This is a genomic window from Methylocella tundrae (genome assembly GCF_901905185.1).
Taxonomy (GTDB): Bacteria; Pseudomonadota; Alphaproteobacteria; order Rhizobiales; family Beijerinckiaceae; genus Methylocapsa; species Methylocapsa tundrae.
In genome coordinates, this window is the sequence record NZ_CABFMQ020000075.1 from 12,069 (window position 1) to 38,873 (window position 26,805).

At 62.2% G+C, this 26,805-nt stretch carries 23 protein-coding genes and 1 tRNA gene; 13 read left to right on the forward strand and 11 right to left on the reverse strand.

The features are described from left to right. Positions 1 to 26: 26 nt before the first annotated feature. Complete coding sequence (locus MPC4_RS07460) at positions 27 to 725, forward strand: metal-dependent hydrolase (protein ID WP_174511965.1); 699 nt, start codon at positions 27 to 29, stop codon at positions 723 to 725. Between the two features lie 155 nt (positions 726 to 880). Then, positions 881 to 3,778 carry a cation-translocating P-type ATPase gene (locus MPC4_RS07465; protein ID WP_174511966.1) on the forward strand — a complete coding sequence of 966 codons (2,898 nt, stop codon included), beginning with the start codon at positions 881 to 883 and terminating at the stop codon, positions 3,776 to 3,778. A gap of 106 nt (positions 3,779 to 3,884) precedes the next feature. On the opposite strand, the gene MPC4_RS07470 is transcribed toward MPC4_RS07465, so the two are convergent. After that, the gene (locus MPC4_RS07470) at positions 3,885 to 4,682 is read right to left on the reverse strand and encodes an alpha/beta hydrolase (protein ID WP_210253611.1); all 798 of its coding nucleotides are present in this window, start codon (positions 4,680 to 4,682) and stop codon (positions 3,885 to 3,887) included. Positions 4,683 to 4,881: 199 nt separating this feature from the next. Here MPC4_RS07470 and gatC point away from each other — a divergent pair, with 199 nt between their 5' ends. The 5 genes from gatC to MPC4_RS07495 all read left to right on the forward strand — a co-directional run bounded on the left by gatC (position 4,882) and on the right by MPC4_RS07495 (position 10,127). Then, positions 4,882 to 5,169, forward strand: a complete 288-nt coding sequence (gene gatC, locus MPC4_RS07475) for an Asp-tRNA(Asn)/Glu-tRNA(Gln) amidotransferase subunit GatC (protein ID WP_134486222.1) — start codon at positions 4,882 to 4,884, stop codon at positions 5,167 to 5,169. Between the two features lie 57 nt (positions 5,170 to 5,226). After that, the gene (gene gatA, locus MPC4_RS07480) at positions 5,227 to 6,708 is read left to right on the forward strand and encodes an Asp-tRNA(Asn)/Glu-tRNA(Gln) amidotransferase subunit GatA (protein ID WP_174511968.1); all 1,482 of its coding nucleotides are present in this window, start codon (positions 5,227 to 5,229) and stop codon (positions 6,706 to 6,708) included. Continuing rightward, positions 6,709 to 7,518 (forward strand): toll/interleukin-1 receptor domain-containing protein, encoded by an 810-nt coding sequence (locus MPC4_RS07485; RefSeq protein WP_174511969.1) that lies wholly within the window; start codon positions 6,709 to 6,711, stop codon positions 7,516 to 7,518. Then, the gene (gene gatB / locus MPC4_RS07490) at positions 7,515 to 9,002 is read left to right on the forward strand and encodes an Asp-tRNA(Asn)/Glu-tRNA(Gln) amidotransferase subunit GatB (protein ID WP_174511970.1); all 1,488 of its coding nucleotides are present in this window, start codon (positions 7,515 to 7,517) and stop codon (positions 9,000 to 9,002) included. The genes MPC4_RS07485 and gatB overlap by 4 nt, the downstream gene beginning before the upstream one ends. Positions 9,003 to 9,686: 684 nt before the next feature. Further along, positions 9,687 to 10,127 (forward strand): histone H1-like repetitive region-containing protein, encoded by a 441-nt coding sequence (locus tag MPC4_RS07495; protein WP_174511971.1) that lies wholly within the window; start codon positions 9,687 to 9,689, stop codon positions 10,125 to 10,127. Between the two features lie 861 nt (positions 10,128 to 10,988). Here MPC4_RS07495 and MPC4_RS07500 read toward each other — a convergent pair. Together MPC4_RS07500 and MPC4_RS07505 are read right to left on the reverse strand one after the other, a co-directional pair. After that, positions 10,989 to 11,459, reverse strand: a complete 471-nt coding sequence (locus MPC4_RS07500; RefSeq protein ID WP_174511972.1) for a DUF2147 domain-containing protein — start codon at positions 11,457 to 11,459, stop codon at positions 10,989 to 10,991. Between the two features lie 152 nt (positions 11,460 to 11,611). Then, positions 11,612 to 11,705: transfer RNA gene (locus tag MPC4_RS07505), tRNA-Ser, on the reverse strand. Between the two features lie 424 nt (positions 11,706 to 12,129). On the opposite strand from MPC4_RS07505, the gene MPC4_RS07510 reads away from it, so the two are divergent. Further along, positions 12,130 to 13,776: a porin gene (locus tag MPC4_RS07510; protein WP_174511973.1), complete on the forward strand. Its 1,647-nt coding sequence runs from the start codon at positions 12,130 to 12,132 to the stop codon at positions 13,774 to 13,776. 229 nt (positions 13,777 to 14,005) lie between these two features. On the opposite strand, the gene rplI is transcribed toward MPC4_RS07510, so the two are convergent. The 5 genes from rplI to MPC4_RS07535 form a co-directional block, all read right to left on the reverse strand. Further along, positions 14,006 to 14,575 carry a 50S ribosomal protein L9 gene (gene rplI / locus MPC4_RS07515; RefSeq protein ID WP_174511974.1) on the reverse strand — a complete coding sequence of 190 codons (570 nt, stop codon included), beginning with the start codon at positions 14,573 to 14,575 and terminating at the stop codon, positions 14,006 to 14,008. A gap of 22 nt (positions 14,576 to 14,597) precedes the next feature. Further along, positions 14,598 to 15,659, reverse strand: coding sequence for a YybS family protein (locus MPC4_RS07520; protein ID WP_174511975.1), 1,062 nt, complete (start codon positions 15,657 to 15,659; stop codon positions 14,598 to 14,600). Between the two features lie 271 nt (positions 15,660 to 15,930). Then, positions 15,931 to 16,173 (reverse strand): 30S ribosomal protein S18, encoded by a 243-nt coding sequence (gene rpsR / locus MPC4_RS07525; RefSeq protein ID WP_134486235.1) that lies wholly within the window; start codon positions 16,171 to 16,173, stop codon positions 15,931 to 15,933. Continuing rightward, on the reverse strand, positions 16,173 to 16,622 hold the full coding sequence (rpsF, locus tag MPC4_RS07530) for a 30S ribosomal protein S6 (protein ID WP_174512026.1): 450 nt from the start codon (positions 16,620 to 16,622) through the stop codon (positions 16,173 to 16,175). The genes rpsR and rpsF overlap by 1 nt, the downstream gene beginning before the upstream one ends. Positions 16,623 to 16,876: 254 nt before the next feature. Then, positions 16,877 to 17,293 carry a hypothetical protein gene (locus tag MPC4_RS07535; RefSeq protein ID WP_174511976.1) on the reverse strand — a complete coding sequence of 139 codons (417 nt, stop codon included), beginning with the start codon at positions 17,291 to 17,293 and terminating at the stop codon, positions 16,877 to 16,879. A gap of 247 nt (positions 17,294 to 17,540) precedes the next feature. On the opposite strand from MPC4_RS07535, the gene fabD reads away from it, so the two are divergent. From fabD to mltG, 5 genes are all read left to right on the forward strand, one after another. Further along, positions 17,541 to 18,503 (forward strand): ACP S-malonyltransferase, encoded by a 963-nt coding sequence (gene fabD, locus MPC4_RS07540; RefSeq protein WP_280514757.1) that lies wholly within the window; start codon positions 17,541 to 17,543, stop codon positions 18,501 to 18,503. Positions 18,504 to 18,528: 25 nt separating this feature from the next. Beyond that, complete coding sequence (gene fabG, locus MPC4_RS07545; protein ID WP_174511978.1) at positions 18,529 to 19,266, forward strand: 3-oxoacyl-[acyl-carrier-protein] reductase; 738 nt, start codon at positions 18,529 to 18,531, stop codon at positions 19,264 to 19,266. Between the two features lie 270 nt (positions 19,267 to 19,536). After that, positions 19,537 to 19,776, forward strand: a complete 240-nt coding sequence (locus MPC4_RS07550; protein WP_134486242.1) for an acyl carrier protein — start codon at positions 19,537 to 19,539, stop codon at positions 19,774 to 19,776. Between the two features lie 119 nt (positions 19,777 to 19,895). Beyond that, positions 19,896 to 21,158, forward strand: a complete 1,263-nt coding sequence (gene fabF, locus MPC4_RS07555) for a beta-ketoacyl-ACP synthase II (RefSeq protein ID WP_174511979.1) — start codon at positions 19,896 to 19,898, stop codon at positions 21,156 to 21,158. Between the two features lie 341 nt (positions 21,159 to 21,499). Beyond that, positions 21,500 to 23,218: an endolytic transglycosylase MltG gene (gene mltG / locus MPC4_RS07560; protein WP_174511980.1), complete on the forward strand. Its 1,719-nt coding sequence runs from the start codon at positions 21,500 to 21,502 to the stop codon at positions 23,216 to 23,218. A gap of 90 nt (positions 23,219 to 23,308) precedes the next feature. Here mltG and rimO read toward each other — a convergent pair whose 3' ends face one another. The 3 genes from rimO to MPC4_RS07575 all read right to left on the reverse strand — a co-directional run bounded on the left by rimO (position 23,309) and on the right by MPC4_RS07575 (position 26,616). After that, positions 23,309 to 24,679, reverse strand: coding sequence for a 30S ribosomal protein S12 methylthiotransferase RimO (gene rimO, locus MPC4_RS07565; RefSeq protein ID WP_174511981.1), 1,371 nt, complete (start codon positions 24,677 to 24,679; stop codon positions 23,309 to 23,311). 144 nt (positions 24,680 to 24,823) lie between these two features. Then, positions 24,824 to 25,573 (reverse strand): outer membrane protein, encoded by a 750-nt coding sequence (locus tag MPC4_RS07570; RefSeq protein WP_174511982.1) that lies wholly within the window; start codon positions 25,571 to 25,573, stop codon positions 24,824 to 24,826. 257 nt (positions 25,574 to 25,830) lie between these two features. Continuing rightward, complete coding sequence (locus tag MPC4_RS07575; protein ID WP_174511983.1) at positions 25,831 to 26,616, reverse strand: outer membrane protein; 786 nt, start codon at positions 26,614 to 26,616, stop codon at positions 25,831 to 25,833. Between the last annotated feature and the right edge of the window lie 189 nt (positions 26,617 to 26,805).

A 26,805-nucleotide genomic window follows, 5' to 3' on the forward strand; every position in this document is an offset into this window, starting at 1 on the left:
TTTCGCTTTCGCCAGGAGACTCAAAGATGAAACTGATTTGGCTCGGACATTCGGCGTTCCGGATCGAGCTGCCCGAGGCGGTCATCCTGATCGACCCGTTCCTCAGCGGCAATCCGAAATTTACTGGGACAGTAGAGCAGGCGTCCGAAGGAACGACGCATATCATCCTTACGCATGGCCATGACGATCACATCGGCGACGCCGCCGCCATCGCCAAAGCGACGGGGGCGCAGGTGATCTCGAATTTCGAGGTCTGCATGTTCCTGCAAGGGCAGGGCGCAGCAAACATCAATCCAGGCAACACCGGCGGCTCGATCGACTGCGGCGCTTTCGCCGTCAGCTTCACCGACGCGCTCCACTCCTCGGGGACCGTCGTGAACGGCCAGTCGATCTACCTTGGCAACCCCAACGGCGTCGTCATCAAGCCAAAGGCCGGTCCAAGCGTCTATCATATGGGCGACACCGACATTTTCCTGGACATGGCCCTGATCGCAGAAATCCATCAGCCCAAGATCGGCCTCGTGCCGGTTGGAGACCGCTTCACCATGAGCGGCAAAACGGCGGCTCTCGCGGTCAGGCGTTTTTTCGCATTCGAGGCCGTCGTGCCGTGCCACTATGGCACCTTTGACGCGCTCGCGCAGGACCCGCGCGAATTCGTCGAGGCGCTCAAAGGCTCGAACGTCAGGGTGGACGCGCTGCCAATCGGCGGCAGCCAGATTTACTGAAGAGCGGGCTCTGGCGGCATGGCCCTTGAAGGGCAGGCGCTTTAGAGGCCCCTCGCTCCCGTTAGCTGCAATTCATCGTGATCGACGCTTTTGTGTGCGATCATGGACGGGCGTATTTCAACGGTAAACGACCGGGCGAAGGAGCGAGCGCCGCGATGGCGGGGAGCGAACGGGACCATGCCTGCGATGATCCGGCGCGAGACCATCAGCCATCCTCGTCGCCGGCTCCGCATAAAGACGCGGTGGGAAGCAACAGCGTAGAATCGACGATTGCGCCGCATCAACGGTCGGTCGATCAGGTGCTGGCGGCGCTCCATACGGATTGGCGATCCGGATTGAGCGAGACGCAGGCGCGCGAGCGGCTCAGCCAATATGGCCAGAACGAGCTTACGCCCGAAAAACCAACGCCCCGATGGCGTAAATTCGCGGCGCAGTTCAAGGATGTTCTTGTAATCCTGCTGCTGATCGCAGCGCTCGTCTCTGCCGCGAGCTGGCTCTATGAGCGCAACTCGGCATTGCCGTTCGAAGCTATGGCGATCATCGCTATCGTTCTTGTCAACGCCATCATGGGCTATGTCCAACAGGCTCGCGCGGAGCAGGCCGCCGCCGCGCTGCAGCGGATGTCGACGGCGCACGCCAACGTGGTTCGCGGCGGCGAGAGAGCGCGAATTCCGGCGGCCGAGCTCGTGCCGGGCGACATCATCCTGATCGAGGAAGGCGACACTGTCCCCGCCGACGCGCGGCTGATTGAATCGACCTCTTTGCAGATTGCCGAGGCCGCGCTGACCGGCGAGAGCGTGCCGGTGGCGAAGGACATTGATGCGATTTCTGGAGAGGTCGCGCTGGCCGATCGGCGCAACATGATCTTCAACGGCTCCGCCGCGACTTACGGTCGCGGCCGCGCGGTCGTCACGGCGACAGGGATGCGGTCGGAAATGGGGCGCATCGCCGACATGTTGATGCAAGCGCCGGCCGAGCCGACACCGTTGCAGCGGGAGCTGGACCACGTTGGCAAGCTGCTCGGGGCTGGCGTCGTGGCGATCGCCGTGGTGATGATCGCGACGATTCTTTTCGTTGAGGACGTGCGCGGTTTCCGGGCCGTGATCGATGTCTTGATCTTCGGCGTGGCGCTCGCCGTCGCCGCCGTGCCGGAAGGCCTGCCGGCAATCGTAACGGCGGTGCTTTCTCTCGGCGTCCAGCGTATGGCGCAAAAGCGCGCCATCATCCGCCGCCTCGCGGCTGTCGAAACGCTCGGCTCCGCAACTGTCATCGCGTCGGACAAGACGGGCACGCTCACCAAGAACGAGATGACGGCGCGCGTCGCCGTGACCGCGCAAGGGCGCGCTGACTTCGCCGGAACGGGTTACGATCCGCATGGGAAGTTGAGCTGCGACGGCGGGCTGCTCGGCGACGTGCTGCAAGCCGAAGTGTCGTGGGCGCTTACCGCAGCCGGTTGCGCCAACAACGCAGTCCTGGTGGATCACGGCGGACGCTGGACAGTGCAGGGCGATCCAACAGAGGGCGCGCTGCTTGTCGCCGCACGCAAGGCGGGGCTCGACCCGGAAGAGTTGAATCGTAGCTTCGAGCGCCTTGGAGAGCTGCCTTTCTCCTCGCAGCGCAAGTTGATGAGCACGGTTCATGCCGATGCCGAAAGAGCGGAGCGCTTGCTGGTCTTTACAAAGGGCGCCGCGGACGCCCTGCTGGCGCGCTGCTCGCACGAACGTGTCGGTGAAACGGCCGTTGCTTTGACGGCGAAGCGACGCGCGGAAATACTCGCCGTCAACGACGAGCTTGCCGGCGAGGCCTTGCGCGTGCTCGGCGTCGCCTTCCGTTCGCTGCCGGAAGCCGCCTCAGCGCATAGACCATTCGATGATGCGGTGGAGCATGATCTCGTCTTTCTCGGCCTGATCGGGATGATCGATCCGCCTCGAGTCGAAGCGAGGGAGGCCGTCGCGCGCGCGAAGGGCGCTGGCATCCGCCCCATCATGATTACCGGCGATCATCCGAGGACCGCGGCTGTGATTGCGAGGGAACTCGGCATCTGCGACGACGGCCGCGCTGTCACAGGCGCAGAGATCGAATTGATGCCGGACGATGTCTTGGACCGGACGGTCCGCGAGGTCTCGGTCTATGCGCGCGTCGATCCCGAACATAAGCTCAGGATCGTCAAGTCATTGCAGCGCGAAGGCATGACGGTCGCGATGACCGGCGACGGCGTCAACGACGCGCCCGCCCTGAAGACAGCCGACATCGGCGTCGCCATGGGCGTGAGCGGGACGGAAGTTACGAAGCAGGCCGCCGACATGGTGCTCGCCGACGATAATTTCGCCACCATCGTCGCCGCGGTCGAGCAGGGCCGAGCCATCTTTTCGAACATCAGACGATTTCTGCGCTACCTGCTCTCGTCGAACATGGGCGAAGTCATGACCATGTTCTTTGGAGTGCTTTTGACCCAGGCGCTCGGGTTGAGAGCTGCGGGAGAATCCGGCGTCGTCCTGCCGCTGGCGGCGACGCAAATTCTATGGATCAATCTCGTCACAGACGGGGCGCCGGCGCTGGCGCTCGGCGTCGATCCCCCTGATCCGGGAATTATGAACCAGCCCCCGCGCCCGCGCGGGGAAGGCGTGATTACGCGCCGGATGTGGGTGGGCGTCTTCTTTGTCGGCGCGGTGATGGCTGTTGGAACGCTGCTTGTGCTCGATTTGTCGCTTCCGGGCGGCCTGATCGAAGGCACAGGCACGATCAGCCACGCTCAAACGATGGCGTTCACGACCTTGGTGATGTTTCAGCTGTTCAACGTCTTCAATGCGCGCTCCGATGAGCGTAGCGCGTTCAGCGGCTCCGCCGCAAATCCCTGGGTGTGGGGGGCCGTCGGTTTTTCGCTCCTCCTGCAGGCTGGCGTGATCTATCTGCCTTTTCTGCAGGAGGCTTTCTCGACCACGGGCCTTAGCGCGGGCGACTGGCTTCTCTGCGCCGCGGTGGCGAGCTCGGTGCTGTGGTTGCGCGAGGCAAGCAAGCTGATCGGGCGGCTGGCGCGCGCCCGCCGCGGCTAGAGCGCTTTCCGATCGAATGAAGTCATTCGATCGGAAAGCGCTCTAGATTCAAAAGCTTGAGCATATTCTTGTCAATCAGATCAAACCGATCTGATCGGAATATGCTCTAGGCCGCGACCTTGGCGTCGAGCCAGGCGATGATCTTCTCGGCGGTGATGTCACGCCATGCCGTGTCGATCATCAGCCCATGCGGCGCGCCGGGCAGCACTTCGAGGTCGCCCTGCCAGAAATCGGCGATCTCCTGCAGCGCCGAGCGCGGCAGGAATACATCGGCGTCGCCGCCGAGCACAAAGGTCGGGGTTTTTTTACCCGCATCGAAGAGGCTGAGCGCCGGCGGCGCCAGCAAGTCGGCGCTGGCGCGGGGCGACTCCCGCTGAATTTTTTGAAAAAGCCCCGATTTGGATTCGAGCGTTGACCGGCTGGAAAAAAGCGCCCGGCTGATCACCGCCGGCGATGTCCAATTGGGTCCGAGGCTTTGCAGCAGGGCCAGCTGGAACAGCACGTCCGGCGCGAACATCGTCATGTGCAGCGCCGACGATCGAAGCCCTGAGGGCGGCGCCGAGGCGAGCGCCACAAGAGCCTTGGCCTTGCCGCCGCGGGCGAGATAATGCTGGGCGACGAGGCCTCCCATCGAATGGCCGATCAAAACCGGCTCGCCGCCGATCGCTTTGGCGGCGATTTCGACGTCGTCCACATAGTCGCTGAAGGACGCGCTCGAAAGATCGCCTTCGCTCGCGCCATGACCACGCAGGGAGACGGCGTAGGCGGGATAACCCCGATCGGCGAAAAAGCGTAAAAAATGTTCCTCCCAGATCCAGGCGGCGCTATACGCCCCGTGGACGAAAAGGACGGGCGGACGCCCGGCCGGCGCGTTTGGAAGGCGATGCAAGACTTCCTGTTTCACGAAAAATTCCTGTATTTGCGCCGGCGGCGATGAAAATTCGGGCGGCCGCGCCCATATCGCCGACATGCGGGCGGCGGTGCGGGCCGAAGACTTTTCCTTGCGGGAATCCTCCGCGTGCGGCCGGTCGCCTCGCTGTTTGCCCAGCGCCGACTGCCGGTGCTATAGGCTGCCTCTTCGTAATCATGGCAAGGAAGAACTCATGTCCGTCGATCAGGCGACCGTGCGGCGTATCGCGCATCTTGCTCGTATCAAGGTCAGCGATGAAGACGTGCCACATCTGCAGGAGGAGCTCAATGCCATTTTGAGCTTTGTCGAGGAGCTGGCCAGCGTCGACGTCGAGGGAATAGAGCCAATGACCTCGGTCATGCCGATGCCGATGAAGAAACGTCCCGACGTCGTGACCGATGGCGGGATCGCCGACGCCATCGTCGCCAATGCGCCGGAGCGCGACGACCACTTCTTCAAGGTGCCGAAGGTGGTTGAATAGAAGCGTTCAGGCGCTCGACAACCCGGAACGATAACTCAAGGCAGAACGGACGCGACGTTGACCGCACTCACCGACCTTACCCTCACTGAGGCGCGCGATGCGCTTTTGAAGAAAGAAGTCTCCGCCGTCGATCTCGCGCGCGCGCAGATCGCCGAGATCGAGAAGGCGCGAACCCTCAACGCTTTCCTCGCCGAGACGCCGGACAAGGCCTTGGCGATGGCGGCGGCGTCCGATACGCGGATCGCCAAGGGCGAGGCGGGACCGCTCGAAGGCATACCTCTTGGGATCAAGGACCTCTATTGCACGGAAGGCGTGCCGACGACCGCCGCGAGCCATATTCTCGAAGGCTTCACGCCGGCCTATGAGTCGACCGTCAGCGCAAATCTCTGGCGCGACGGCGCGGTGATGCTGGGCAAGCTCAATCTCGATGAATTTGCGATGGGCTCGTCGAACGAGACCTCTTATTTCGGGCCGGTGATCTCGCCGTGGCGGCGCAATGGCTCCGACGCGCCGCTGGTTCCCGGCGGCTCCTCCGGCGGCTCGGCCGCGGCGGTCGCGGCGCGGCTCTGCTTTGGCGCTACGGCGACGGACACGGGCGGCTCGATCCGCCAGCCGGCGGCCTTCACAGGCACCGTCGGCGTCAAGCCGACCTATGGGCGCTGCTCACGCTGGGGCATCATCGCTTTCGCGTCCTCGCTCGATCAGGCAGGACCCATCGCCCGCACGGTTCAGGACGCCGCGATCCTTCTGCGCTCGATGGCGGGCCATGATCCCAAGGATACGACGTCGGTCGATGCGCCGGTGCCGAACTATGAGGCCGCGCTCGGGCGCGGCGTCAAAGGCCTGAAGATCGGCATTCCGAAAGAATACCGGCTTGACGGCATTCCCGCCGAGATCGACGCGCTCTGGCGCCAGGGCGTCGAATGGCTGAAAGAGGCGGGCGCCGTGATCGTCGACATTTCACTGCCGCATACGCGCTATGCCTTGCCGGCCTATTATATCGTGGCGCCGGCGGAAGCCTCGTCGAACCTCGCGCGCTATGACGGCGTGCGCTACGGCCTTCGCGTTCCGGGCAAGGACATCATCGGCATGTATGAAGCGACGCGCGCGGCCGGCTTCGGCAAGGAAGTGCGACGTCGCATCATGATCGGCGCCTATGTTCTTTCGGCCGGATATTACGACGCCTATTATGTGCGGGCGCAGAAGATCCGCACCTTGATCAAGCGCGATTTCGAACGCGCCTACGCCGAGGGCGTCGATGCGATCCTGACTCCGGCGACGCCGTCCGCGGCTTTCGGCCTCGGCGAAAAGGGCTCCGCCGATCCGGTCGAAATGTATCTGAACGACGTCTTCACGGTGACTGTGAATATGGCGGGCCTGCCGGGCCTCGCCGTTCCCGCGGGGGCGTCGAGCGAAGGGCTGCCGCTCGGCCTGCAACTGATCGGGCGCCCCTTCGATGAGGAGACTTTGTTCGCAGTCGCGAAGGTCATTGAAGACGCGGCGCCGAAGGTGAAGCCGCCGCAAAAATGGTGGGCTTGAGTGAAACACTTCGTTTGCCAGATTTTGCTGGGGGGTAATATCGTCTGGCAGCAATTACAGGGCCAACATGACGAAGGATTGGGAGTAGCTCTACACTTCGTTTTGGGGAGCCAGCGCTTCCAAAGAGAGGCGGAGGAATTCTTAGAAGGCGTACTCAGACGGAACGAGATCAAATGGCTGTCTTGGAAACCCCAGGGATGGGATCTGGATGTAGAAGCCTTCAGACAGTCGTTCGAAATCCTGCAGAGTGACGGCTGGTTGAAAGGTCAATTGACACTCAAAATGGACTTCCAAGCAGAGCGCAGAGACGAGTTCGGAAGGGTAAGAGAACATGCGTATGGTGAAATTGTCGTCCGTCCCAGCGACGTTGAGCGCCATATGCCAAAACGCGTCTTCCTGAGTCATAGGGGTGTCGATAAGCCGATGGTCCGACGTTTCCATAAGGCGCTGGAACAGGTCGGCTTTCAGCCTTGGCTTGACGAGGACGCTATGGCAGCGGGCGTCAAACTCGAACGTGGCCTTTTGCAGGGGTTCCACGAGTCTTGCGCAGCGGTCTTCTTTGTGACGGCGAATTATCGAGACAGCGGATATTTGGGTACGGAGATTGACTACGCGATCGCGGAAGAACGGACGAAAGGCGATCGGTTCAAGATTGTTACCTTAGTTTTTGCGGACGCCGACCACGTCACCCCTGAAGTGCCGGACCTGCTGAGAGCTTACGTTTGGAAGACTTGTGTTCATGAACTCGACGCTTTTGCCGAGATCGTCCGTGCGCTTCCATTGCGCGTAGAAGGGATCAATTGGAAATGAACACGCACGCAAAGCCATCCAAACTCATCAAGGGCGCGACCGGCGACTGGGAAGTCGTGATCGGCATGGAGATCCATGCTCAGGTCACATCGCGATCGAAACTGTTTTCCGGCGCCTCCACGCAATTCGGCAATGAGCCCAACGCCAATGTCTCGCTCGTCGACGCGGCGATGCCTGGCATGCTTCCGGTCATCAATGAGGAATGCGTGGCGCAGGCTGTCCGCACGGGGCTTGGCCTTGAGGCGCAGATCAACCTGCGCTCGGTGTTCGACCGCAAGAATTACTTCTATCCCGATCTGCCGCAGGGCTATCAGATCTCGCAATACAAGAGCCCCATCGTCGGCGAGGGAGTCGTCACGGTCGACGTGTCGCCGACCGAGCAGATCGAAGTCGGCATCGAGCGGCTGCATCTCGAGCAGGACGCCGGCAAATCGTTGCATGATCAGTCGGCGACGGAGTCGCTCGTCGACCTCAACCGGTCGGGCGTCGCGCTGATGGAGATCGTATCGAAGCCCGACATGCGCTCGTCCGATGAGGCGCGCGCCTATGTCACCAAGCTGCGCACGATCCTGCGCTACATCGGCTCTTGCGACGGCAATATGGAGCAGGGCTCCTTGCGCGCCGACGTCAATGTTTCGGTGCGCAGGCCGGGCGAGCCTTTGGGCACGCGCTGCGAGATCAAGAACGTCAATTCGATCCGCTTCATCGGCCAGGCGATCGAGACCGAGGCGCGCCGCCAGATCGGCATCATCGAAGACGGCGGCGTCATCCAGCAGGAGACGCGCCTGTTCGATCCCGCGCGCGGCGAGACGCGTTCGATGCGCTCCAAGGAAGAAGCGCACGACTATCGCTACTTTCCCGATCCCGACCTGCTGCCTCTCGAGTTCGATCAGGCTTATGTCGATCGGCTGAAGGCCGGGCTGCCCGAATTGCCGGACGCCAAGAAGGCGCGTTTCATCAAGGACTATGGGCTGCCGCCCTATGACGCCGGCGTGCTCGTCGCCGATAAGGAGACCGCCGATTATTATGAGGCGGCACTCGGCTTCGGCGGCGTGACGCGCGATCCAAAGCTCGTCGCCAACTGGATCACCGGCGACGTTGCAGCCTATGCGAATTCAGTCGGGCTGCCGGTCGCGCAGACACATATCAAGCCCGGCCAGATCGCCGGGCTCGTCGACCTCATCGCCGACGGCACCATATCCGGCAAGATCGCCAAGGACGTTCTCGCCATCATCATCAATGAAGAGAAGGACGGCGATCCGAAAGCTATCGTCGAGGCGCGCGGCTTGAAGCAGGTGACCGACGTCGGCGCCATCGCGGCCGCGGTCGACGCCATCATCAAGGCCAATCCGGATAAGGTCGCGCAGGCGCAGGCGAAGCCTTCGATGCTTGGCTGGTTCGTCGGCCAGGTGATGAAACAGACTGGCGGCAAAGCCAATCCGCAAGCCGTCAATGATGAGCTGAAATCGAAGCTCGGCATCTGACGCGCAAGCCTCGCGCGGCGCCTCGTTTCGACGCCGCGATGCGATTGCGAGCCACGGGCGGTGGATTGCGAGTCGCGAATCACTTTGGATGATTCGCGACTCGATCGTTGTTCGAAACGCCGGGCGCGCCCCGCGGCGTATCTTTTTTGAAGTTGCCAGCATTTTTTTTTGCGCCTGCAGTCCTGCAAAATCGCCGGCTGACGTTCGCCATTCGAGTCTGACGAATGGATCTGTTTTCATCCTTGTTTACGCGCTTTGACAGCCCTCGCCGCGCGTTGCTCCCCGGCTTTGCATTCGCTCGAAGTGCGCTTTGCACGGCTGCCGTATGCGCCTTCGAATGAATTTCAAAAATTGAATAGAGCCTCAAAAAACAATGGCTTTGTATTTAGGCAACGGATGCCGGCGAAGGCTTTTGGAGATGCCTTTCATCGTTTGATGGCGGTGTGTTTCGCCCGATCATCGGCGGCTCATCACGGGCGGCGTGCGATTGAATGACGATCGCTCGGCTTGCTCTTCGCGCTTGACGCGGATGTGTTTTTAACGCCGCCAGCGATGGCGTCTTCGCATGTGATGATGACGCCTGGATCGCAACGCCTCTTGCGCGTCTTATTAACAACGCTACGCTATGCACGCCTCTAGTCGGCGCATGAACCGACTGACGTTTTATCGGAGGGGAGTTCGAGCATGGTTAAGGCAACAACCAAGAAGACGCCAGCGAAGAAGACCGCTGCGAAGAAGACAGCAGCGAAGAAAACTTCGGCTGCGAAAAAGAGCGCGCCCGCCAAGGCCGCTGTGAAGAAGACAGTGGCTACGAAGGCGCCGGCGAAGAAAACCGCGACGAAGAAAATGGCGACAAAGAAGACCGTCGCCAAAAAGACCGTTGCGAAAAAGACCGTCGCCAAGAAAGCCCCGGCCAAGAAAGCCGTCGCTCAAAAGGCGACTGCCAAAAAGACGGTTGCGAAAAAGGCTGTGGTGAAGTCGACGGCGCGCAAGGCCCCCGCGAAGTCAGCCAGCGTCAAGAAGGTCGCCGTCAAGAAGGCCGCGGTCAAGAAGGCCGCCGTCAAGAAAACCGCGCCCCGCAAGCCAAAGGCGCCTCCCCCGGCGACTCCGCCGGAGTCGGCTTAACGGCCGCGGATCTCGACCGTTTGCGGATGCATGGAGACAGCCGGCCTCGGCCGTATGCCACGCGCTGCCTGCGCGCCGCGATTTCGTCGCGGGCTGTCTCCGTTTTTTTTGATTGATCCATCAAAGCCGGAGCAAAGAAGACGAGGCGATGAGCGGCCCCAAATGTCGCCGTGTCTGATGATGGCGCTCGCGTCCTCGAATCATCTCTCCCGGCGCGACGCCGGGGTGAAGCTCGGTTCGAGCAAGACGCCAATCGCGCGATGATCGCAGCGCAGCTGGTCTCACTTTATCGAGCGAGACAGATCTCCGCGAAATCATGCCAGGTCTTATCCCTCGCCGATCCGTCCATTTTCATTTTCTGCCATTCGGCGCCGCACTCATGCATCCTTTGGCGCGAGGCCACTGGCAAGGGATGCGGCCCCGCCGTCGTGCTTTGAACGGGAGCGGCGGGAGCTGCATCGGGTGCTGGCGGCTGTGGCGCGGCCGTGGGAGGCGCGACCGGGGCCGGGATGGCGCCGGCTGGCGGCGAGCCCAGATTGGCTGGGCGCGATGGAGGGAGCGGCATGATAAGGCCTGGCTTGGCCTTGGGATTTGGCTCCTGCGCCATGGCGCCCGCCATTGATGCCGTGGCGCAGACAAGGGCGATCGCCAGCCTCGCAGGAAAGACTTGCGCCGGGCCGAACGATGGCCCCGAGCCAAGGGCCCAAGGGTTAGCGGACAAGGCTCCTCCGGCAAGCGGACGCAAAAGTCTCACACTTCGCTGACGGCGACGAAACACTACAGTACCATCCACCTGGACCTCACGGGCCGATCAATGCGGCCCCGCCGATGCGAATGCAAGCGCTGGCGCAAGGGCTCCATTTATGGCGCCGGCGTCGCGTCCTTGGGCACGGATTGCGTTTTGGTGAAAACGTCGGTCTTGCAAAGAATCTTCAGGATGCAACCTTCGATTTCCGCCTTGTCGCCGGTGATTTTGTCCGGCACGACCTTGAAGGTGATGTCATAGGTTTTGCCGTCCTCGGGATTATAGGCCTTGCCGCGCCAACGGTCATCGTCCGCCGCGAGATCTATGAGGATTTCGATCCCGACCAGTGACCGCCCCCTTTTGGCGGGATCCTCGTTATATTTGTCGATCCTGGGCTTTCCATCGAAGCCGTTCGGCTCTTTCAGCCAGATCAGCGTGCCGCAATAATCCGCGCCGCAAGGCGCGATTTTGATGATCGAGCCGTCATTTTTGGTGAACCACAAGCCCGTCGGCGGTTCGGGAGCGGCGCTCGCTGGCGAGGACATGGCGGCCGCTATGGCGAGGGCGAGCGAAGCCGTCGCTGGCAAGAAAGACCTCGATCGTCCCCGGCCGCCAGCGCCGCCGCGTCGAAAACGGTCAAGTCGAAATCCAGCCAGATACATTGCGTTTACTCCGGACCGCGCCCAGCGCGCACCCGTCCCAGCCTGAACAGACCTGAAGCGAGCCGCTGGAGGCTGGTTGGCGGAGACGGAGGGATTCGAACCCTCGATAGGGCTTTACAACCCTATAACGGTTTAGCAAACCGCCGCCTTCAGCCTCTCGGCCACATCTCCAAACCAGCGGAGCGGCGCATGGCTGCGCGGTCTCCGTTGATTTGGCACATATGCCCGACCCTTAGGGCGATGGCAAGACCCTCCAGCGACCGATCTTGGCCGCCGCCTCTTGTAAAGGTTGCACTAACGCCACAGTTAATGACTGAAACGCGGTCTTGTGCCTGAAATCTGTTTCCCCGGATAGGGCTCGCGTCTAGGGTGGCGATGCGAGCGAGAGGGGAGGCGAGAACCGATCTTCGATTCGATAGAACGCAATTGGCGGTCAGGGCGACGCGGCCTATAATGCGGTTTGATCCGAGCAAAGAACGGGACCAAAATATGCTTGGACAGTCCGAATCTTAAGCTTCGCGAAGGCAATTGTTACTGCCGCTGTGGCGCCGGATGCCAGGCCGGTCCTGATTGGGTCTTCAATCGGAGGTTTGACATGATGCTCTTGAAGGGCCTCCTGCTAGGGTCCGTTATGGCCCTGGCGAGCGCGCCCGAGGGGCATGCGGCGGATTCGCCTGCGGCGACGGTTGAGGCTCCCATCGACTATGTGAGGGTCTGCGACGCCTATGGGGCGGGCTTCTTCTTTGTGCCCGGCACAGACACCTGTCTCAAGATCGGCGGCCTTGCCCTTTCCGAGGTGCAGTCCTTTAACGCCGGCTACAGCGTCGCGCCAATCGGCGCCACCGGCATGATTTCGGGCAAGGGCGGGACTTCAAACCCCTGGATCTATTCCAATCCCGTGCGCAACGGCGGCGGCTCCACGGCCTGGGGTTACATCCCGACCGTCGCGCAATATTCGAACGCGCGCTCGCGTGATGACGCCGGGTGGGATGCGCTCGGCCGCGTCGAATTGGACGCCCGCACCGGCACGCCTTGGGGAACCCTGCGCGCCTTTTTCCGCATGGACGCTTTTGTCGGGACCGGCGCAGGGAACGTTGGGTCCTGGAGCACAGCCTCCAGCTTCGCCGCGAACCCCTATAACGCAGGCGCCGGAAACAGCGTGACGCGCGCGACGACCGTCATCAACAAGGCGTTCATCCAGTTCGCGGGCCTGACCGCGGGCCGCGCGCAGTCGATGTTCGACTTTTACGCAAACGCCTATAATTTTCAAAGAATAGCCGGATCTTCGGCGACGACGCAATTGCTCGCCTATACCCATACATTCGGCGACGGCTTTTCCGGCACGATCTCGCTGGAGGATGAGAATGCGCGCGAGGCCCAGATCGGCAGCACGGTCGCAAGCACCTCTTACGCCGGAGGCTCGATCCAGAATATCCGGGTCGGCGGCGTCTCGGGGACATCCTTCGCCGGCGCTCCGTCGGGGACGGCCTGGCCCGATATTGTCGGCAATGTCCGCGTCGATCAGCCCTGGGGCTCGGTTCAGGTGTCCGCCGCGGGTCACGAAGCGCGCGGCAGCCTCTACGCCACCTCCGCCAGTCCTGCGAGCGCGTCCTACGCTTCTCCCGCTGCGAGCGCGAACGCCTATGGCTGGGCGGCGCAGACCGGCGTTCAGCTGAACGCCGATTATCTCTCGCCAGGCGACAAGCTGTGGCTGCAAGCGGCCTATGAAAAAGGGGCGGTCAGCTACATCTGGGGCGATAATCTTTCTTCATCCTATGGCGCCGTCTCGAGCAATCGCTTCACGGGCTCGGGCTATTCGCCATCCGACGGCGGCGCTGGCTGGAACGCCAATTTATACGACTGCATCTTCACACTCAGCGGCATCTGCGAGCAGCAATCGGGTTTTTCCGTAACGGGGGCCTATAAGCACTATTGGCTGCCAACCCTTGCCTCGGCATTCTTTGGATCTTTCGCGGCCATCAATTATTCGAACAATGCGCTTGCGGGCTTTGGCGGGGCCGTTGGCGCCGCAAACCTCACGAACACGCGCGTTGGCGCGAACCTCGTCTGGACGCCGATCAAAGGCTTCGACGTCGGCGCTGAGTTTATGTACGTCAACGTATCCCAGTCGCGTCCGGCGGGTCTTGCGCCCGACAGCGTGCTGAACTCTGTCGGCCTGCCGGGCTTCAAGGGCAGCGAGAACGAATATGAAGGCCGCGTTCGAGTCCAGCGCGCTTTCTGATCGTATCTTTGCAAAATCAAACAAACGAAGGGGGCGCCAGCGACAGCGCCGCTCGTTTGATTGGCCTCAGCTTCCGCAACCCGCGCCGCCGGGCGCCAGCGCTATCCGCGCGGGCCGCCCTGCGCCGCTGTCGCTGAACAGAAAAAGCCTCCCGCGTTTGCATGGGAGGCTTTGAGTTCAGAGGAATTATTATTGAGCTCAGGCCGCGGCCCACAGACCGCCGCGAAGCTTATCTGTCGCCAAGGCTGCCGCCCGCGTCGGCAAGAGCTGCTCCGACCTCAAGGCCAAGATCATCCATCGTGGTTTCTTCGATGACATTGATTTCTTCGCCGACAGCCTGGCGTTCGGCTTCGGCGACCGAGCGGGCGACATTGACCGTGACCGTCGCGATAACCTCGGGATGGAGATGAACCGGGACTTGGTGCAATCCGATGGTCTTGATCGGCGCGCCGAGCACCACCTGGTTGCGGTTGGCGGTAAAGCCGCCGGCCGTGATCGCGTCCGCTATGTCGCGCGGAGACACCGAGCCGTAGAGATGCCCGGTCTCGCCAGCCTGGCGAATGACGACGAAACTCTGGCCGTTGAGACTTTCCGCGACGCGCGACGCTTCAGTTTTGAGTTCAAGGTTGCGGGTCTCCAGCTGAATCCTCTGGTCCTCGAACTTGGCCTTATTGCCGGGAGTCGCGCGCAGAGCCTTTCCGCCGGGCAGGAGGAAATTGCGCGCATAGCCGTCCTTGACGCGAACCGTATCGCCCATCTGTCCGAGCTTGGCGACGCGCTCCAGCAAGATCACTTCCATTGGTTTAATCCTTCGAGTTGTTTCAAGATTTTGGAGAAATCGAATTCTTTTTGCGATCACGCAGAGAGAATATGGATTCGACGAGCCCGAGCGCGGCGAAAGCGATAAGCAGCCACGGCGGCGCCAGTATAATGAGGGCTATGTAGACAAGCCCGAGAATGAAGACCCGGTACTTCGACCCACGCGAGACGTCGTGGATGACCGCAAGGCCCTGCAGAGCGAACGCCATGCCGAGCGCCGCCGCGACGATGGCGCTGATGGTTCCGGCAAGGCCCCCGACGAAAGCGACGCCCACCGCCGCGAGGAAGACAGGGGCATAGATGCGCGAAAGCCGCAATTCGTGGGGAATGTCGGGCCAGGGGCGCGACAATCGTCCGGAAACCTGCGCGACGCGTGCGGCGAGCCAGAGATTGAGCAGCAGCATCAGCAGGGTTGAAGCCGCGACCGCCGGCGGCGCGGCCAGCACGATCAGCCGCGCCAGTTTGAGAAGATCAACGCCAGATGGAAGCGGCGCTTCCGCGGCGAGGATCTTGAGCATGGGCGTCAACGCGCCGGCGGCGTGGTTCAGCGCCGCCTCGAAGCCGCCCTGACGCGCGCTGACGACGACAGTGGCGATGACTGCGATCGTCGCAGATACAGCGACGCCATAGGCGAGCAGCCGCTCGAGCGTTGATCGGTCCTGCGCGCCGGATCGTCCGGCTGCGGGCGCGCCGCTCCAGGTGGGGCCATCCTTCGGCCGGCTGGTCGCGGCAAGATAGCTTAGCCACAAAGCCGGCGCTGCCAGGCTTAGCGCAAAAGTCAATCCCGCGATTCCCGCCGCGGCAAGCGCTGCGCCTTCTGCTTCGCCCGCCTGCTGGACGAATGCGACCGCGAACACGGCAAGCGTGGCGACAAACGTCGCCGTTACGCCGGCGGCGCGGCCGAAACCGATCATAGCGATCATGATCGGGAGCGGCGAAAGATAGGCGAGCGCGATAGCGACGATGGTCGCCTGGCTGACCAGGCTGAACAGCAGGGCGGAAGCAAGACCTGCTCCGACTGCGACCGCGCTCGAAGCGCCAAACTGAGAAAAGCGACTCTTCATAATCCTGCTGTCCCGCTCATCGGCGGTTAGAGGCGGGTCGGAAACTTAACGCCTCCACCCGTCCCAACACATTGGCCGAACCGGACAAATGGCCGATCCGGGAAAACTGAAGTCCGCCTGAAGCCATGTCGCTCAATGAGCTTAAGGGCCGCCGAAGGCGAAAGCGCAGCGCCTTGGGCGACCGCGCTCTTCATCATTTTGCTTTCGAGCATGCGTTATCGAAAAAGCTTGCGTCTTTTCGATGATCATGCGGCAGAGGCGCGCCTGTCGATCAGCGGATCACGTAGGGCAACAGTCCAAGGAAGCGGGCGCGCTTGATCGCTTGCGCGAGCTCGCGCTGCTTCTTGGCGGAGACAGCGGTGATGCGCGAGGGCACGATCTTGCCGCGCTCCGAAATGTAACGCGAAAGCAGGCGCGTATCCTTGTAGTCGATCTTCGGCGCGTTGGGGCCCGAAAATGGGCAGGTCTTGCGGCGGCGAAAGAACGGACGGCGGGGAGCTGCTGCGGTCGTCATCAGAAAGTGCCCTCCTCAACGGCGCCGACATCGTCGCGCTGGCGTCTTGGACCCCGGTCAGGACGCGGGGCGCGACTGCGGTCTCCTCTGTCGGGCCGGTCGCCGCGATCGCCGCGGTCGTCGTCATCGCGCTTGCGCATCATCGCCGACTGGCCCTGTTCGAGCGCTTCGACGCGGATGGTCAGGAAGCGGATGACGTCTTCGTTGATGCCGCTTTGGCGCTCCATCTCGGTGATGGCGGCTGGCGGGGCGTCAATGTTCAGAAGCGTGAAATGGGCCTTACGATTCTTTTTGACGCGATAGGCGAGGGACTTTACGCCCCAGTATTCGACCTTCTCGATCTTGCCGCCGAGGCCTTCGATGATCGCTCTGAATTGCTCGGTCAAGGCTTCCACCTGCTGGGCGGAAATATCCTGACGAGCAAGATAAATATGCTCGTAGAGAGCCATTTTCATTGCCTTTCTTTACGTGGTCGCGGCGCTCCGGCGCAGAGCCCTTCGAGCCCTGGAAAGGCTCGACAAGACAAACGAAGGCGGAGACACTGGAAATCGGATCTTTTGAAGATCCTGCCCGCAAAACGAGCTTTCCGTTCAGCCCCCAGCCGAAGCCGCGAAGGGCGCTTTATAGCGTGATTTCGCCAGTAGGCAAGGCGCGTTCGCCGCCGCGTGCGGATTTTGTGGCGGCGCGGGGCGTTCCGCGCGTTTCAGATGCAGGGTCCAGTTTCGCCGCTGGCCCTGATCCGCCAGGATTTCAGCCCCGCTTTGGCGACGACGATCCGGCCGCTCCTGGCCATCGCCACAAGATGTTGGAAGACGAGCGGATGGCGCCAGGCCAAGGGCTTGGCCGGATCGCAAACGGCGCGATACTCGTCCGAATCGGGATCCTCCATCAAAATGACGCCGACCCGGTCGGGGCGCAATGGCGCTCCAAGGCCGCGATCGCCCTTCCAGAGACATTCATAGTCACGGCAAACATCGGGCCGGGATTCGTAGATGCCGCAGCCGCCCGATTTCAGACAGTTTTCGCACAACAGGCCCGCCGGCTTCTCGAATTCGACGATTTCGAGAACCTTGCAGCAGAAGCTGCACGCGCCGCAGGCCTTGCCCGGAATTGGCAGCATGGGCTTCTTCAATCCTTCGCATTGGCCGAATCGCTTTGTGAAAGCTTCACCCGCGCGCGGCGGGACGCAAGAGAATTCCACGCGGCGCGACCCAAGAGCACGCGGCGCGACGCAAGAGAATGCGATGGTTTGGGCGGCGCTTGGCTGCATCGCCTGGAAAATGATTTGGCCCGGGCGTCTTGACAGGCGTTGACGGCAATGCGACTCGCTGCCGCTTCCGAAACGGGCAACAGGTCAGGTTGGCGCATTGGGCGGGACGTCGAAAGCTTTCATTTTTCCGGGCCAGGGATCGCAGTCTGTCGGCATGGCCAAGGCTTTGGCGGATGAGTTTTCGCAGGCGCGGGCTGTTCTGGACGACGTCGACGAGGCTTTGGGGCAGCGCCTGTCGAAGCTGATGTTCGAAGGCCCGCAGGACGAACTCACTTTGACAGCGAATGCGCAGCCGGCCCTGATGGCGGCGAGCCTCGCCGCTATCCGCGTGCTTGAGGCGGAAGCCGGGCTTGATCTCTCGCGCGACGCGGCCTTTGTCGCCGGCCATTCCCTTGGCGAATATTCGGCGCTGGCGGCGGCGGGATCTTTCAGCGTCGCCGAGGCCGCGAGATTGCTGCGTCTGCGCGGCATGGCCATGCAGGACGCCGCGCCCGTTGGAGCAGGGGCGATGGCCGCCCTGCTTGGCGTCGAGGTCGAGGCGGCGGCCGAGATTGCGAGACAGGCGGCTGAAGAAGCAGGCCCCGGCGCGGTCTGCGACGTCGCCAATGACAATGGCGGCGGTCAGGTGGTGGTGTCTGGTTCAGTCGCCGCCGTCAACCGCGCCATCGAAATCGCCAAGACGAAAGGAGCGCGGCGTTCGCTGCTGCTGCCCGTGTCGGCGCCTTTCCATTGCAGCTTGATGCGGCCGGCGGCCGAGGCTATGGCGGCGGCCCTGGCGAAGGTCGAGATCCGGCCCCCCTGCGCGCCCCTCGTCGCCAATGTGCTGGCGGCGCCGGTGAGCGATCCGGCCGAAATCCGCCGTCTTCTTGTAGCGCAGGTGACGGGCGCCGTCCGCTGGCGCGAAAGCCTGATTTTCATGGCGGGCAAGGGGGTCTCCCTGTTCGTCGAATGCGGCGCCGGCAAGGTCTTGTCAGGCCTCGTCAAGCGCGTTTGCGCCGACGCGACCGGCATTTCCGTAGGGACGCCCGCCGATATAGCCGGCTATAAGGCGCAAGCCTGACCGGCGCTTTTGGAGTTTTCCTCAAATGTTCGATCTCACTGGCAGGACCGCCCTCGTCACCGGCGCCAGCGGCGGCATCGGCCAGGCAATCGCCCGCGCCCTGCACGCTCAGGGCGCGACGGTCGCCATATCCGGCACGCGGCGCGATCCGCTCGACGCGCTTGCGACCGAGCTCGCCACACGGGTCGAGGTGCTGCCCTGCGACCTCTCCGACACAAAGGCCGTCGAGGCGCTCGTTCCGGCCGCGGAAGCCGCGATGGGCAGCCTCGACATTCTGGTCAGCAACGCTGGCGTGACGAAAGACAATCTCTTCATGCGAATGAAGGATGAGGAATGGGACAAGGTCATCGCGGTCAATCTCACGGCGACCTTCCGTCTGGCGCGGGCGTGCGTTAAATCGATGATGCGCAAACGCTACGGGCGCATCATCGGGATCTCGTCCGTCGTCGGCGTCGTCGGCAATCCGGGGCAGGGCAATTATGCCGCCTCGAAGGCGGGGATGATCGGCATGTTCAAAAGTCTCGCCGCCGAGGTGGCGAGCCGGAACGTCACGGTCAATTGCGTGGCCCCGGGGTTCATCGAAAGCCCGATGACGGACGTCCTCAATGAGAAGCAGCGGGCCGCCGTGCTTCAGACTGTGCCGATGGGCAGGCTCGGGACCGGCGCCGAAATCGCCGCCTCGGTCGTTTATCTGGCGAGTTCGGAAGCATCCTACGTGACTGGCCAAACTCTGCATGTTAACGGAGGAATGGCAATGATTTGAGTATATTAGGGCGAGTTTTCGGCGCCTCGCGCAGCCTCTCGCCAATGGGATTGAAGTGTGTTACCAAGCCAGCGTTGAGCAGTCAGGGAAGCGATCTTTGCGGGATTGAGGCGCCAGTTTCTGGACCTCGATCCGGCGCCGTGCATGAAACTCGATCGATCGGCGACGCCGGCGCGAGTTACGGGCAGCGAGCATGGCAAGGACGCCGAGTGCCGCGCATCGACGTCGGCCTATGTCGGCAAATTTGTTAGGACGAGGGATTAAACGACCATGAGCGATGTCGCCGAGCGGGTGAAGAAGATAGTCATAGAGCATCTCGGGGTAGATGCCGATAAAGTTGTCGACAACGCCAACTTCATCGAGGATCTCGGCGCGGACTCGCTCGACACCGTCGAGCTGGTCATGGCGTTCGAAGAGGAATTTAGCGTTGAGATTCCCGACGACGCAGCCGAAACGATCGTGACCGTTGGCGATGCGGTCAACTTTCTCCAAAAGGCGACCGCCGCTTGATGTTTCAAGCGTAGTCGGGCGGCTGCGAACTCAATCTCGAGAGCGAATCCTTTCGGCAGGAGCTAAAGCGGCCGCCGGAATTGGCTGGGCGCAGGGTGACATATTGGCCGGGTCCAAACATGCGTAGGGTTGTCGTTACCGGTCTCGGCATGGTGTCGCCGCTCGCCTGCGGCGTCGAGCCGACCTGGAGCCGTTTACTTGCAGGTCAAAGCGGCGCCCGCATCATCGACGGGTTCGACACATCGGATTTGCCCTGCAAGGTCGCCATGCCGGTTCCGCGTGGCGATGGCCGGGACGCCGCCTTTAATCCCGATGAATGGATGGAGCCGAAAGAGCAGCGTAAGGTTGACGATTTCATCCTTTACGCTGTCTCGGCGGCGACGCAGGCGTTGAACGACGCCGGCTGGAAGCCGACGAGCTACGAGGACCAGATCGAGACCGGCGTTCTCATCGGCTCAGGCATCGGCGGCCTTGGCGGCATCGCTGAAACCGCGATCACGCTGCACGAAAAAGGGCCGCGCCGCGTGTCTCCCTTTTTCATTCCGGGCCGCCTCATCAATCTTGCCGGCGGCTATGTCTCGATCCAGCATGGATTGCGCGGTCCAAATCATGCGGTCGTCACCGCCTGTTCGACGGGGGCTCACGCGATCGGCGACGCCGCGCGCCTGATTGCCCTTGGCGACACCGAAGTGATGGTCGCAGGAGGCGCCGAATCGCCGATCAGCCGCATCGGGATCGCGGGCTTTGCCGCCTGCCGGGCGCTGTCGACCGGCTTCAACGACCGGCCGAAGCAGGCCTCACGCCCTTACGACAAGGATCGCGACGGATTCGTCGTCGGCGAGGGCGCCGGCTGCGTCGTGCTCGAAGCCTATGAACATGCCAAGGCGCGTGGCGCGCGCATCTACGGCGAAGTGGTCGGCTATGGCATGTCGGGCGACGCCTATCACATCACTGCGCCGCAACCGACCGGAGACGGCGCCTTCAGGGCCATGAGCAGCGCGATTAAACGCGCCGGAATTTCGCCGGGCGACATCGATTACATCAACGCGCATGGCACTTCGACGCCGCTTGGCGACGAGATCGAGTTGCAGGCCGTCCAGCGGCTTGTCGGCGAAGGGGTAAGTTCGCTGTCCATGTCGTCGACAAAATCGGCCATCGGACATCTACTCGGCGCGGCCGGAGCGGTCGAAGCTATCTTTTCGCTTCTGGCGATGCGCGATCAGATCGTCCCCCCGACCCTTAACCTCGACAATGTCTCGATGGAAACGAAGATCGATCTTGTTCCTCACAAGGCGCGCAAGCGCGAGGTCGAATTCGTTCTTTCGAATTCCTTCGGCTTTGGCGGAACAAACGCCTGTTTGATCTTCAAGCAAGCCGAATAGCTTTGGCGGCGACGCTGGCCGCTTGAATCTCAACGCGAATTAGCCACATTTTTCGGGTTGGGTTGTCGCCGATCCAACCGGCTGGCAAAATGCGCCGTCGAAAGTCGCAGTCCGTGGGGCGTCCACGGGCGATAGGCGGCGCAATGAAGCGGACTGGGTGAGTTGAGTTGATGGGCGGCGCGCCTCCAAACGACCAAGACGACAAAACGGGGCAGAGATCCGATCAACGTCCGGGTGGTCGATTCGCCGGCTATCGGGTCGCGCCCCAAAGCCCGAACGAAGCGCTGCAGCCTGACGCGGCGCCGCCTCCGCCGCCTTTGCCCCCGAGCCGGCGGCGGCCGATGCTTTCCGCCCTCAGCGGTTTCCTGTCGTTTCTTCTGATCGCGGCCGTCGCCGTAATGATCGGGCTGATCTGGAGCGAGCAGCGCATGCGCGAACCGGGGCCGCTCGCCGCCGACAAAGTGCTCTATATCGTTCCGGGCACCGATGTTCCGGAAATCATCAGCGAGCTGGAGCATGAAGGGATAATCGACAGCCCCTTTGCGCTCAATGTCGCGCTTTTGGTGGAAGGCAACCGTTCCAAGGTAAAGGCCGGGGAATATCTCTTCAAGCAAGGCGCGAGCCTGCGCGAGGTGATGGATACGCTGGTCAGCGGCAAGCAGGTCCTGCACGCGATTACCATCCCGGAGGGGCTGACCACCCAGCAGATCGTCGAGCGCCTGCAGGAAAATGACGTTCTCATCGGCGATGTGAGGGATTTGCCCAAAGAGGGCACGCTGATGCCGGACACTTATAAGGTCGTGCGGGGTGCGTCGCGGGCCGACCTCATCAGAAAAATGCAGGACGATCAAAAGAAGGTCGTCGACCAGATCTGGGCGCGGCGTGCCAATAATCTGCCGCTGCATTCGCCCTATGAGCTCGTGACTCTGGCCTCGATCGTCGAAAAAGAAACGGGCAAGGCGGACGAGAGGTCGCGCGTTGCAAGCGTCTTTATGAATCGGCTGGCAAAGCGCATGCGGCTGCAATCGGATCCGACGATCGTCTATGGCCTCGTCGGCGGCAAAGGCACGCTCGGCCGCGGCATCACGCGAGTCGAACTCGAAAAGCCGACGCCTTATAATACCTATATGATCGACGGGCTGCCGCCGGGCCCGATCGCAAATCCCGGCCGCGCAGCCCTCGAGGCCGTCGCCAATCCATCCCGGACGCAGGACCTTTATTTCGTCGCCGACGGGACCGGCGGCCATGTCTTCGCGGAAACGCTCGATCAGCATGCCCGCAATGTTCAGCGCTGGCGCCAGATCGAGAAAGACGCAAAGGACAAGGCCGGGGCCGCTGGCGCGGATGTAGACAAGGCGTCGCCCGCGCCCGCTTCCGGTCCCGCTGGAGGCCCGCCCCCCGGCGCTGCGCCGGCAGGCCCCTCACGCGGCGATCAGCATGGAGAGCTTGACGGCGGAGGATCGATCTATGGAGCGCTGCCGGCCTCGGTCGACTCGCGCACGGCCGGCGATCCGGCGCTTGCAGCCCCTGCTTCGTTCACGCATGCCTATGGAGCCGGAAGCCTCGCCCTGGCGGCGGCTGCGCCCTGGACCGGCGCAAGCTTGAATCCGGCTGAGGGCTCCACAAGCACTAAGATGCAGGCGAAAAAGGGTCAGGCCGACGCAGCCTCGCCACAGCCCCACGCGTTCGCGATGGGCCCTGGCCTCAGCGAACTCGGCATCAGCGTGCGGGGAGCGCCGGGCATTGTCGATCTCGACGGTCCTATCGGCCGCTCCGACGGCGTCGACGCGCCTGATTCTCCCTCGCCAACCGCGGCCTCGACGCGTTCTTTTGCTGCGAACGCTGGCGCGGCGGAGGCGGCGCCGGGCGCGCAAGCCGATCAGCTCGTCGACGGCGCAGACAAGGGCGACGCGCCGCTGGCGCCCGCCAGCAACGGCCCGCATCCGCGCGTGATTGACGTTTCGGAAGGCACGCCTCTCGATCCGCTTCGCGACAAGACCTATGATTTGAATTACGCCAAGACCGTGCCCTCGGCAAAGCAGATGGTGCTGCCGAATTAGACGCTCAGCTTGCAAATCGGTCGGACGCCGCGGCGAGAAACGGTGCGCGGCCAGCCGTCATGACAGCGGTCCGGCTCCCGTCGCCAAGATTTACACGGCCGTTCCGTAAAGATCATAAGCGTCGCTTCGCTCGATCTTCACACTAACGATCTCGCCAGCCCGCAGCGGCCGCCGCGAGACAATATGAACTTTCCCGTCGATCTCGGGCGCATCACCTTTCGTACGTCCTTCGGCCGCGCGCGGGCTTGCCTCATCGACGATGACTGAAAGCCGTTTGCCGACTTTGTCTTTCAGTTTGCGCGTACTGACGGCCTGCGCTTGCTCCATGAAGCGGCGATAGCGAATGTCTTGCGTTTGCGGCTCTATATGCGGCAGACCGAGACCGTTCGCGGCGGCGCCTTCGACCGGCTCATATTTGAACGCTCCGACGCGGTCGAGCTTGGCCTCGCCGAGCCAGTTCATCAGAAATTCAAAGTCGGCTTCCGTTTCGCCGGGAAAGCCGACGATGAAAGTGGATCTGATCGAAAGATCGGGACAGATCGAACGCCAACGCTTGATGCGTTCCAGCGTTTTCTCCTGATCGCCCGGACGTTTCATCGCGCGCAAGACGCTCGGGCTCGCGTGCTGAAAAGGAATGTCGAGGTAGGGCAGGACGAGACCCGACGTCATCAGTTCGATGACGTCGTCTACGTGCGGGTAGGGGTAGACGTAATGGAGACGCACCCAGACCCCGAGGGAGCCGAGTTCGCGGGCGAGATCAATGAACTTCGCCCGGACGGCGCGATCGTGGAAGACACTTTCTGCGTAGCGCAGGTCAAGACCATAAGCGCTGGTGTCCTGAGAAATGACGAGGAGCTCCTTGACGCCGGCGGCGACGAGCTTCTCGGCCTCGCGCAAAATGTCGGCCGCGGGACGTGAGACAAGATCGCCGCGCAGCTTCGGAATGATACAGAAGGAGCAGCGGTTGTTGCAGCCTTCGGAGATTTTCAGATAGGCGTAATGGCGCGGCGTCAGCTTGACGCCTTGCGCTGGCAGGAGGTCGAAGAGCGGATCATGCGGTGGGGCGACCGCGGCGTGGACCGCCTGCATCACTGATTCGAAAGCTTGTGGGCCGGTGATGCTGAAGATATTCGGAAAGCGCGTCTCGATTGATTCTGGCTCGGCGCCCATGCAGCCGGTGACGATGATCTTGCCGTTCTCCGCCGCCGCCGCACCAATCGCCGCAAGTGATTCGGCCTTGGCGCTGTCGAGAAAGCCGCAGGTGTTGACGATGACGGCTGCCGCTCCGTCATAGCTTTTGGTCAGCTCATAGCCTTCGGCCCGCAGGCGGCTGATGATCTGCTCGCTGTCGACGAGGGCCTTTGGACATCCAAGGGAGACGAACGCAATTTTCGGCGCCGCGGCGCCGCGAGGGGCGTCGCCGCCGGGGGCCGCTGCGCTGGGGGGAGGATCAAGTATCATCCGGTTGCTTTACACGAGCGCATGCGCCTTGCAAGCGAAAGCGCGTCCGACCGGCGGCAGGCGGAAAAAGAGCGCGGAGCAACGCAAAAAAAACCCGGCCATTGCTGGCCGGGCGTTCCTTTTTTGCAAGCTGAGGGCTTGATCTCAGTACTTGGCGACGACCGGAGCCGGCGGCCCGAAGGTGTCGAACTTGTAGCTGAAGCCGACCTGCACGCGGTTCTCGGTGATGCGGCGATTGGCGTAGGCGCCGAGCCCAACGAACGAATTGTTGGCATACACAGTGGAATGACCAAAATCGGCGTAGCGATATTCGGCGCGGATCGACCAGTTGTTGGTGACGGCATATTCGAGGCCGCCGCCAACGGTCCAGCCGACGCGGGTCGACGAAGCGCTGTCATAGCCGAACGGCGTTGAAATGCTGCCGTTGAGACCAGCGAAGGCGACGCCGCCGGTGCCATAGATCAGGACGCGATCCCATGCGTAGCCGACGCGGCCACGAATCGAACCCTGAACGCTCATGTTCGAGCTGACCGTGGTCGGCACGCCGCCGACGACGCCCGAGATGCTCTTGCTCATGCTCGAACCATCGACATCGCCCTCGAGGCCGACGACGAACTGGCTCAGCTGCAGGTTATAGCCGACGTGGGCGCCGCCGATGACGCCGCTATTGTTGGTGCTGAAGGCCGCATAATCGCCGAACGCGTCGCCGATATTGCTATTTGTCTTGCCCCAGGCGTAGCCGATCTGGCCGCCGATATAGACGCCAGTCCAGGTGAAGATCGGAACCGGCGGCACATAGACTGGCGGCGGAGCGCGTGAGGGAAGATCGGCCGCAAAGGCCGAGCCGGCCAGCGCGATCGCGCCAACCGATGCTAAAAGAATACGACGCAACATAATGCTTTCTCCTTCCGGGGTTCAAAGCTTCCGCAAACTACCGCGTTTCCGCTTGCGCACAACTGCTAGGGCGGGGAAATCGCCAATCGAAGCCCGTAATTTAGAGGGGTGTGGCGGGCATGCCACATACGAATTCAAGATCCAGAGCCGACCGCTACAAATCTTACTAAGTCCTTAAAAATAAGAAAAAACCCGGCCATTGCTGGTCGGGCTTTTTAATCTTTACGCCTTGAAAGTTGAAGCCGAGACGCTTGGCCTCAATACTTGGCGACGACGGGAGCCGGCATGGCCGTGTCGAACTTGTAGCTGAAGCCGACCTGAACGCGATTTTCGGTGATTCGACGATTTGCGAAGGCGCCGACGGCGGTCAAGCCCGGGAAAGCGAAGGAGTTCGCGGCGTAAACCGTGGAGTGGCCGAAGTCAGAGTAGCGATACTCCGCGCGGATCGACCAATTGTTGGTGACGGCATATTCGAGGCCGCCGCCGACAGTCCAGCCGACGCGGGTCGACGAAGCGCTGTCATAGCCAAACGGAGTCGAAATGCTGCCGTTGACGCCCGCGAAGGCCACGCCGCCGGTGGCGTACAGGAGAACGCGATCCCAAGCATAACCGACACGGCCGCGAATCGAACCTTGGACGCCGAGGCTCGTGTGAACAGCGGTAGCGGGAGCAAAACCGGGAACGACGCCGAAGAGAGGAACATAGCCGTTCCAGGTCTTGCTCAAGCTGGAGCCGTCAACGTCACCCTCGAGGCCGACGACGAACTGGCTGAGCTGCAGGTTATAGCCGACATGCGCGCCGCCGATAACGCCACTGTTTGTGGTGCTGAAGGCCGCATAGTCGCCGAAGTTGTCGCCATAGCTGACGTTTGATTTACCCCAGGCGTAGCCGATCTGGCCACCGATATAGACGCCGGTCCAGGTGAAGATCGGAACCGGCGGCACATAGATTGGCGGCGGAGCCCGCGAGGGAAGATCGGCCGCGAAGGCCGTGCCGGCAAGCGCAACAGCGCCAACCGAAGCTAAAAGCATACGACGGAACATAATTGCTTTCTCCTTTCAAGGGTTGGAAGCTTTTGCAAACTACTCCGTTTCAGGTGACCAACAAACCGAGTCTAGGCAGAAATGGGCTTTTTCGAGACGCAATTCCCCTTGGTGTGACCTAGGAGCAACGGATTCGAAGGGATCGCTCTGGCGCAGCCGTTCCGAGCACAGCTTCTGGCTGTGTCACGC

Excerpts from the sequence above, each read along its gene's own strand:
- MPC4_RS07510 (WP_174511973.1), top strand. The coding sequence starts at position 12,130 with ATGATGCTCTTGAAGGGCCTCCTGCTAGGGTCCGTTATGGCCCTGGCG.
- gatB (WP_174511970.1), top strand. The coding sequence starts at position 7,515 with ATGAACACGCACGCAAAGCCATCCAAACTCATCAAGGGCGCGACCGGC.
- rpsR (WP_134486235.1), bottom strand. The coding sequence starts at position 16,173 with ATGACGACCGCAGCAGCTCCCCGCCGTCCGTTCTTTCGCCGCCGCAAG.
- MPC4_RS07520 (WP_174511975.1), bottom strand. The coding sequence starts at position 15,659 with ATGAAGAGTCGCTTTTCTCAGTTTGGCGCTTCGAGCGCGGTCGCAGTC.
- fabF (WP_174511979.1), top strand. The coding sequence starts at position 19,896 with ATGCGTAGGGTTGTCGTTACCGGTCTCGGCATGGTGTCGCCGCTCGCC.
- MPC4_RS07535 (WP_174511976.1), bottom strand. The coding sequence starts at position 17,293 with ATGCTGCCAATTCCGGGCAAGGCCTGCGGCGCGTGCAGCTTCTGCTGC.
- MPC4_RS07550 (WP_134486242.1), top strand. The coding sequence starts at position 19,537 with ATGAGCGATGTCGCCGAGCGGGTGAAGAAGATAGTCATAGAGCATCTC.
- MPC4_RS07570 (WP_174511982.1), bottom strand. The coding sequence starts at position 25,573 with ATGTTGCGTCGTATTCTTTTAGCATCGGTTGGCGCGATCGCGCTGGCC.
- rimO (WP_174511981.1), bottom strand. The coding sequence starts at position 24,679 with ATGATACTTGATCCTCCCCCCAGCGCAGCGGCCCCCGGCGGCGACGCC.
- MPC4_RS07495 (WP_174511971.1), top strand. The coding sequence starts at position 9,687 with ATGGTTAAGGCAACAACCAAGAAGACGCCAGCGAAGAAGACCGCTGCG.
- MPC4_RS07465 (WP_174511966.1), top strand. The coding sequence starts at position 881 with ATGGCGGGGAGCGAACGGGACCATGCCTGCGATGATCCGGCGCGAGAC.
- MPC4_RS07460 (WP_174511965.1), top strand. The coding sequence starts at position 27 with ATGAAACTGATTTGGCTCGGACATTCGGCGTTCCGGATCGAGCTGCCC.
- rpsF (WP_174512026.1), bottom strand. The coding sequence starts at position 16,622 with ATGGCTCTCTACGAGCATATTTATCTTGCTCGTCAGGATATTTCCGCC.
- fabG (WP_174511978.1), top strand. The coding sequence starts at position 18,529 with ATGTTCGATCTCACTGGCAGGACCGCCCTCGTCACCGGCGCCAGCGGC.
- MPC4_RS07575 (WP_174511983.1), bottom strand. The coding sequence starts at position 26,616 with ATGTTCCGTCGTATGCTTTTAGCTTCGGTTGGCGCTGTTGCGCTTGCC.
- mltG (WP_174511980.1), top strand. The coding sequence starts at position 21,500 with ATGCTTTCCGCCCTCAGCGGTTTCCTGTCGTTTCTTCTGATCGCGGCC.
- rplI (WP_174511974.1), bottom strand. The coding sequence starts at position 14,575 with ATGGAAGTGATCTTGCTGGAGCGCGTCGCCAAGCTCGGACAGATGGGC.
- gatC (WP_134486222.1), top strand. The coding sequence starts at position 4,882 with ATGTCCGTCGATCAGGCGACCGTGCGGCGTATCGCGCATCTTGCTCGT.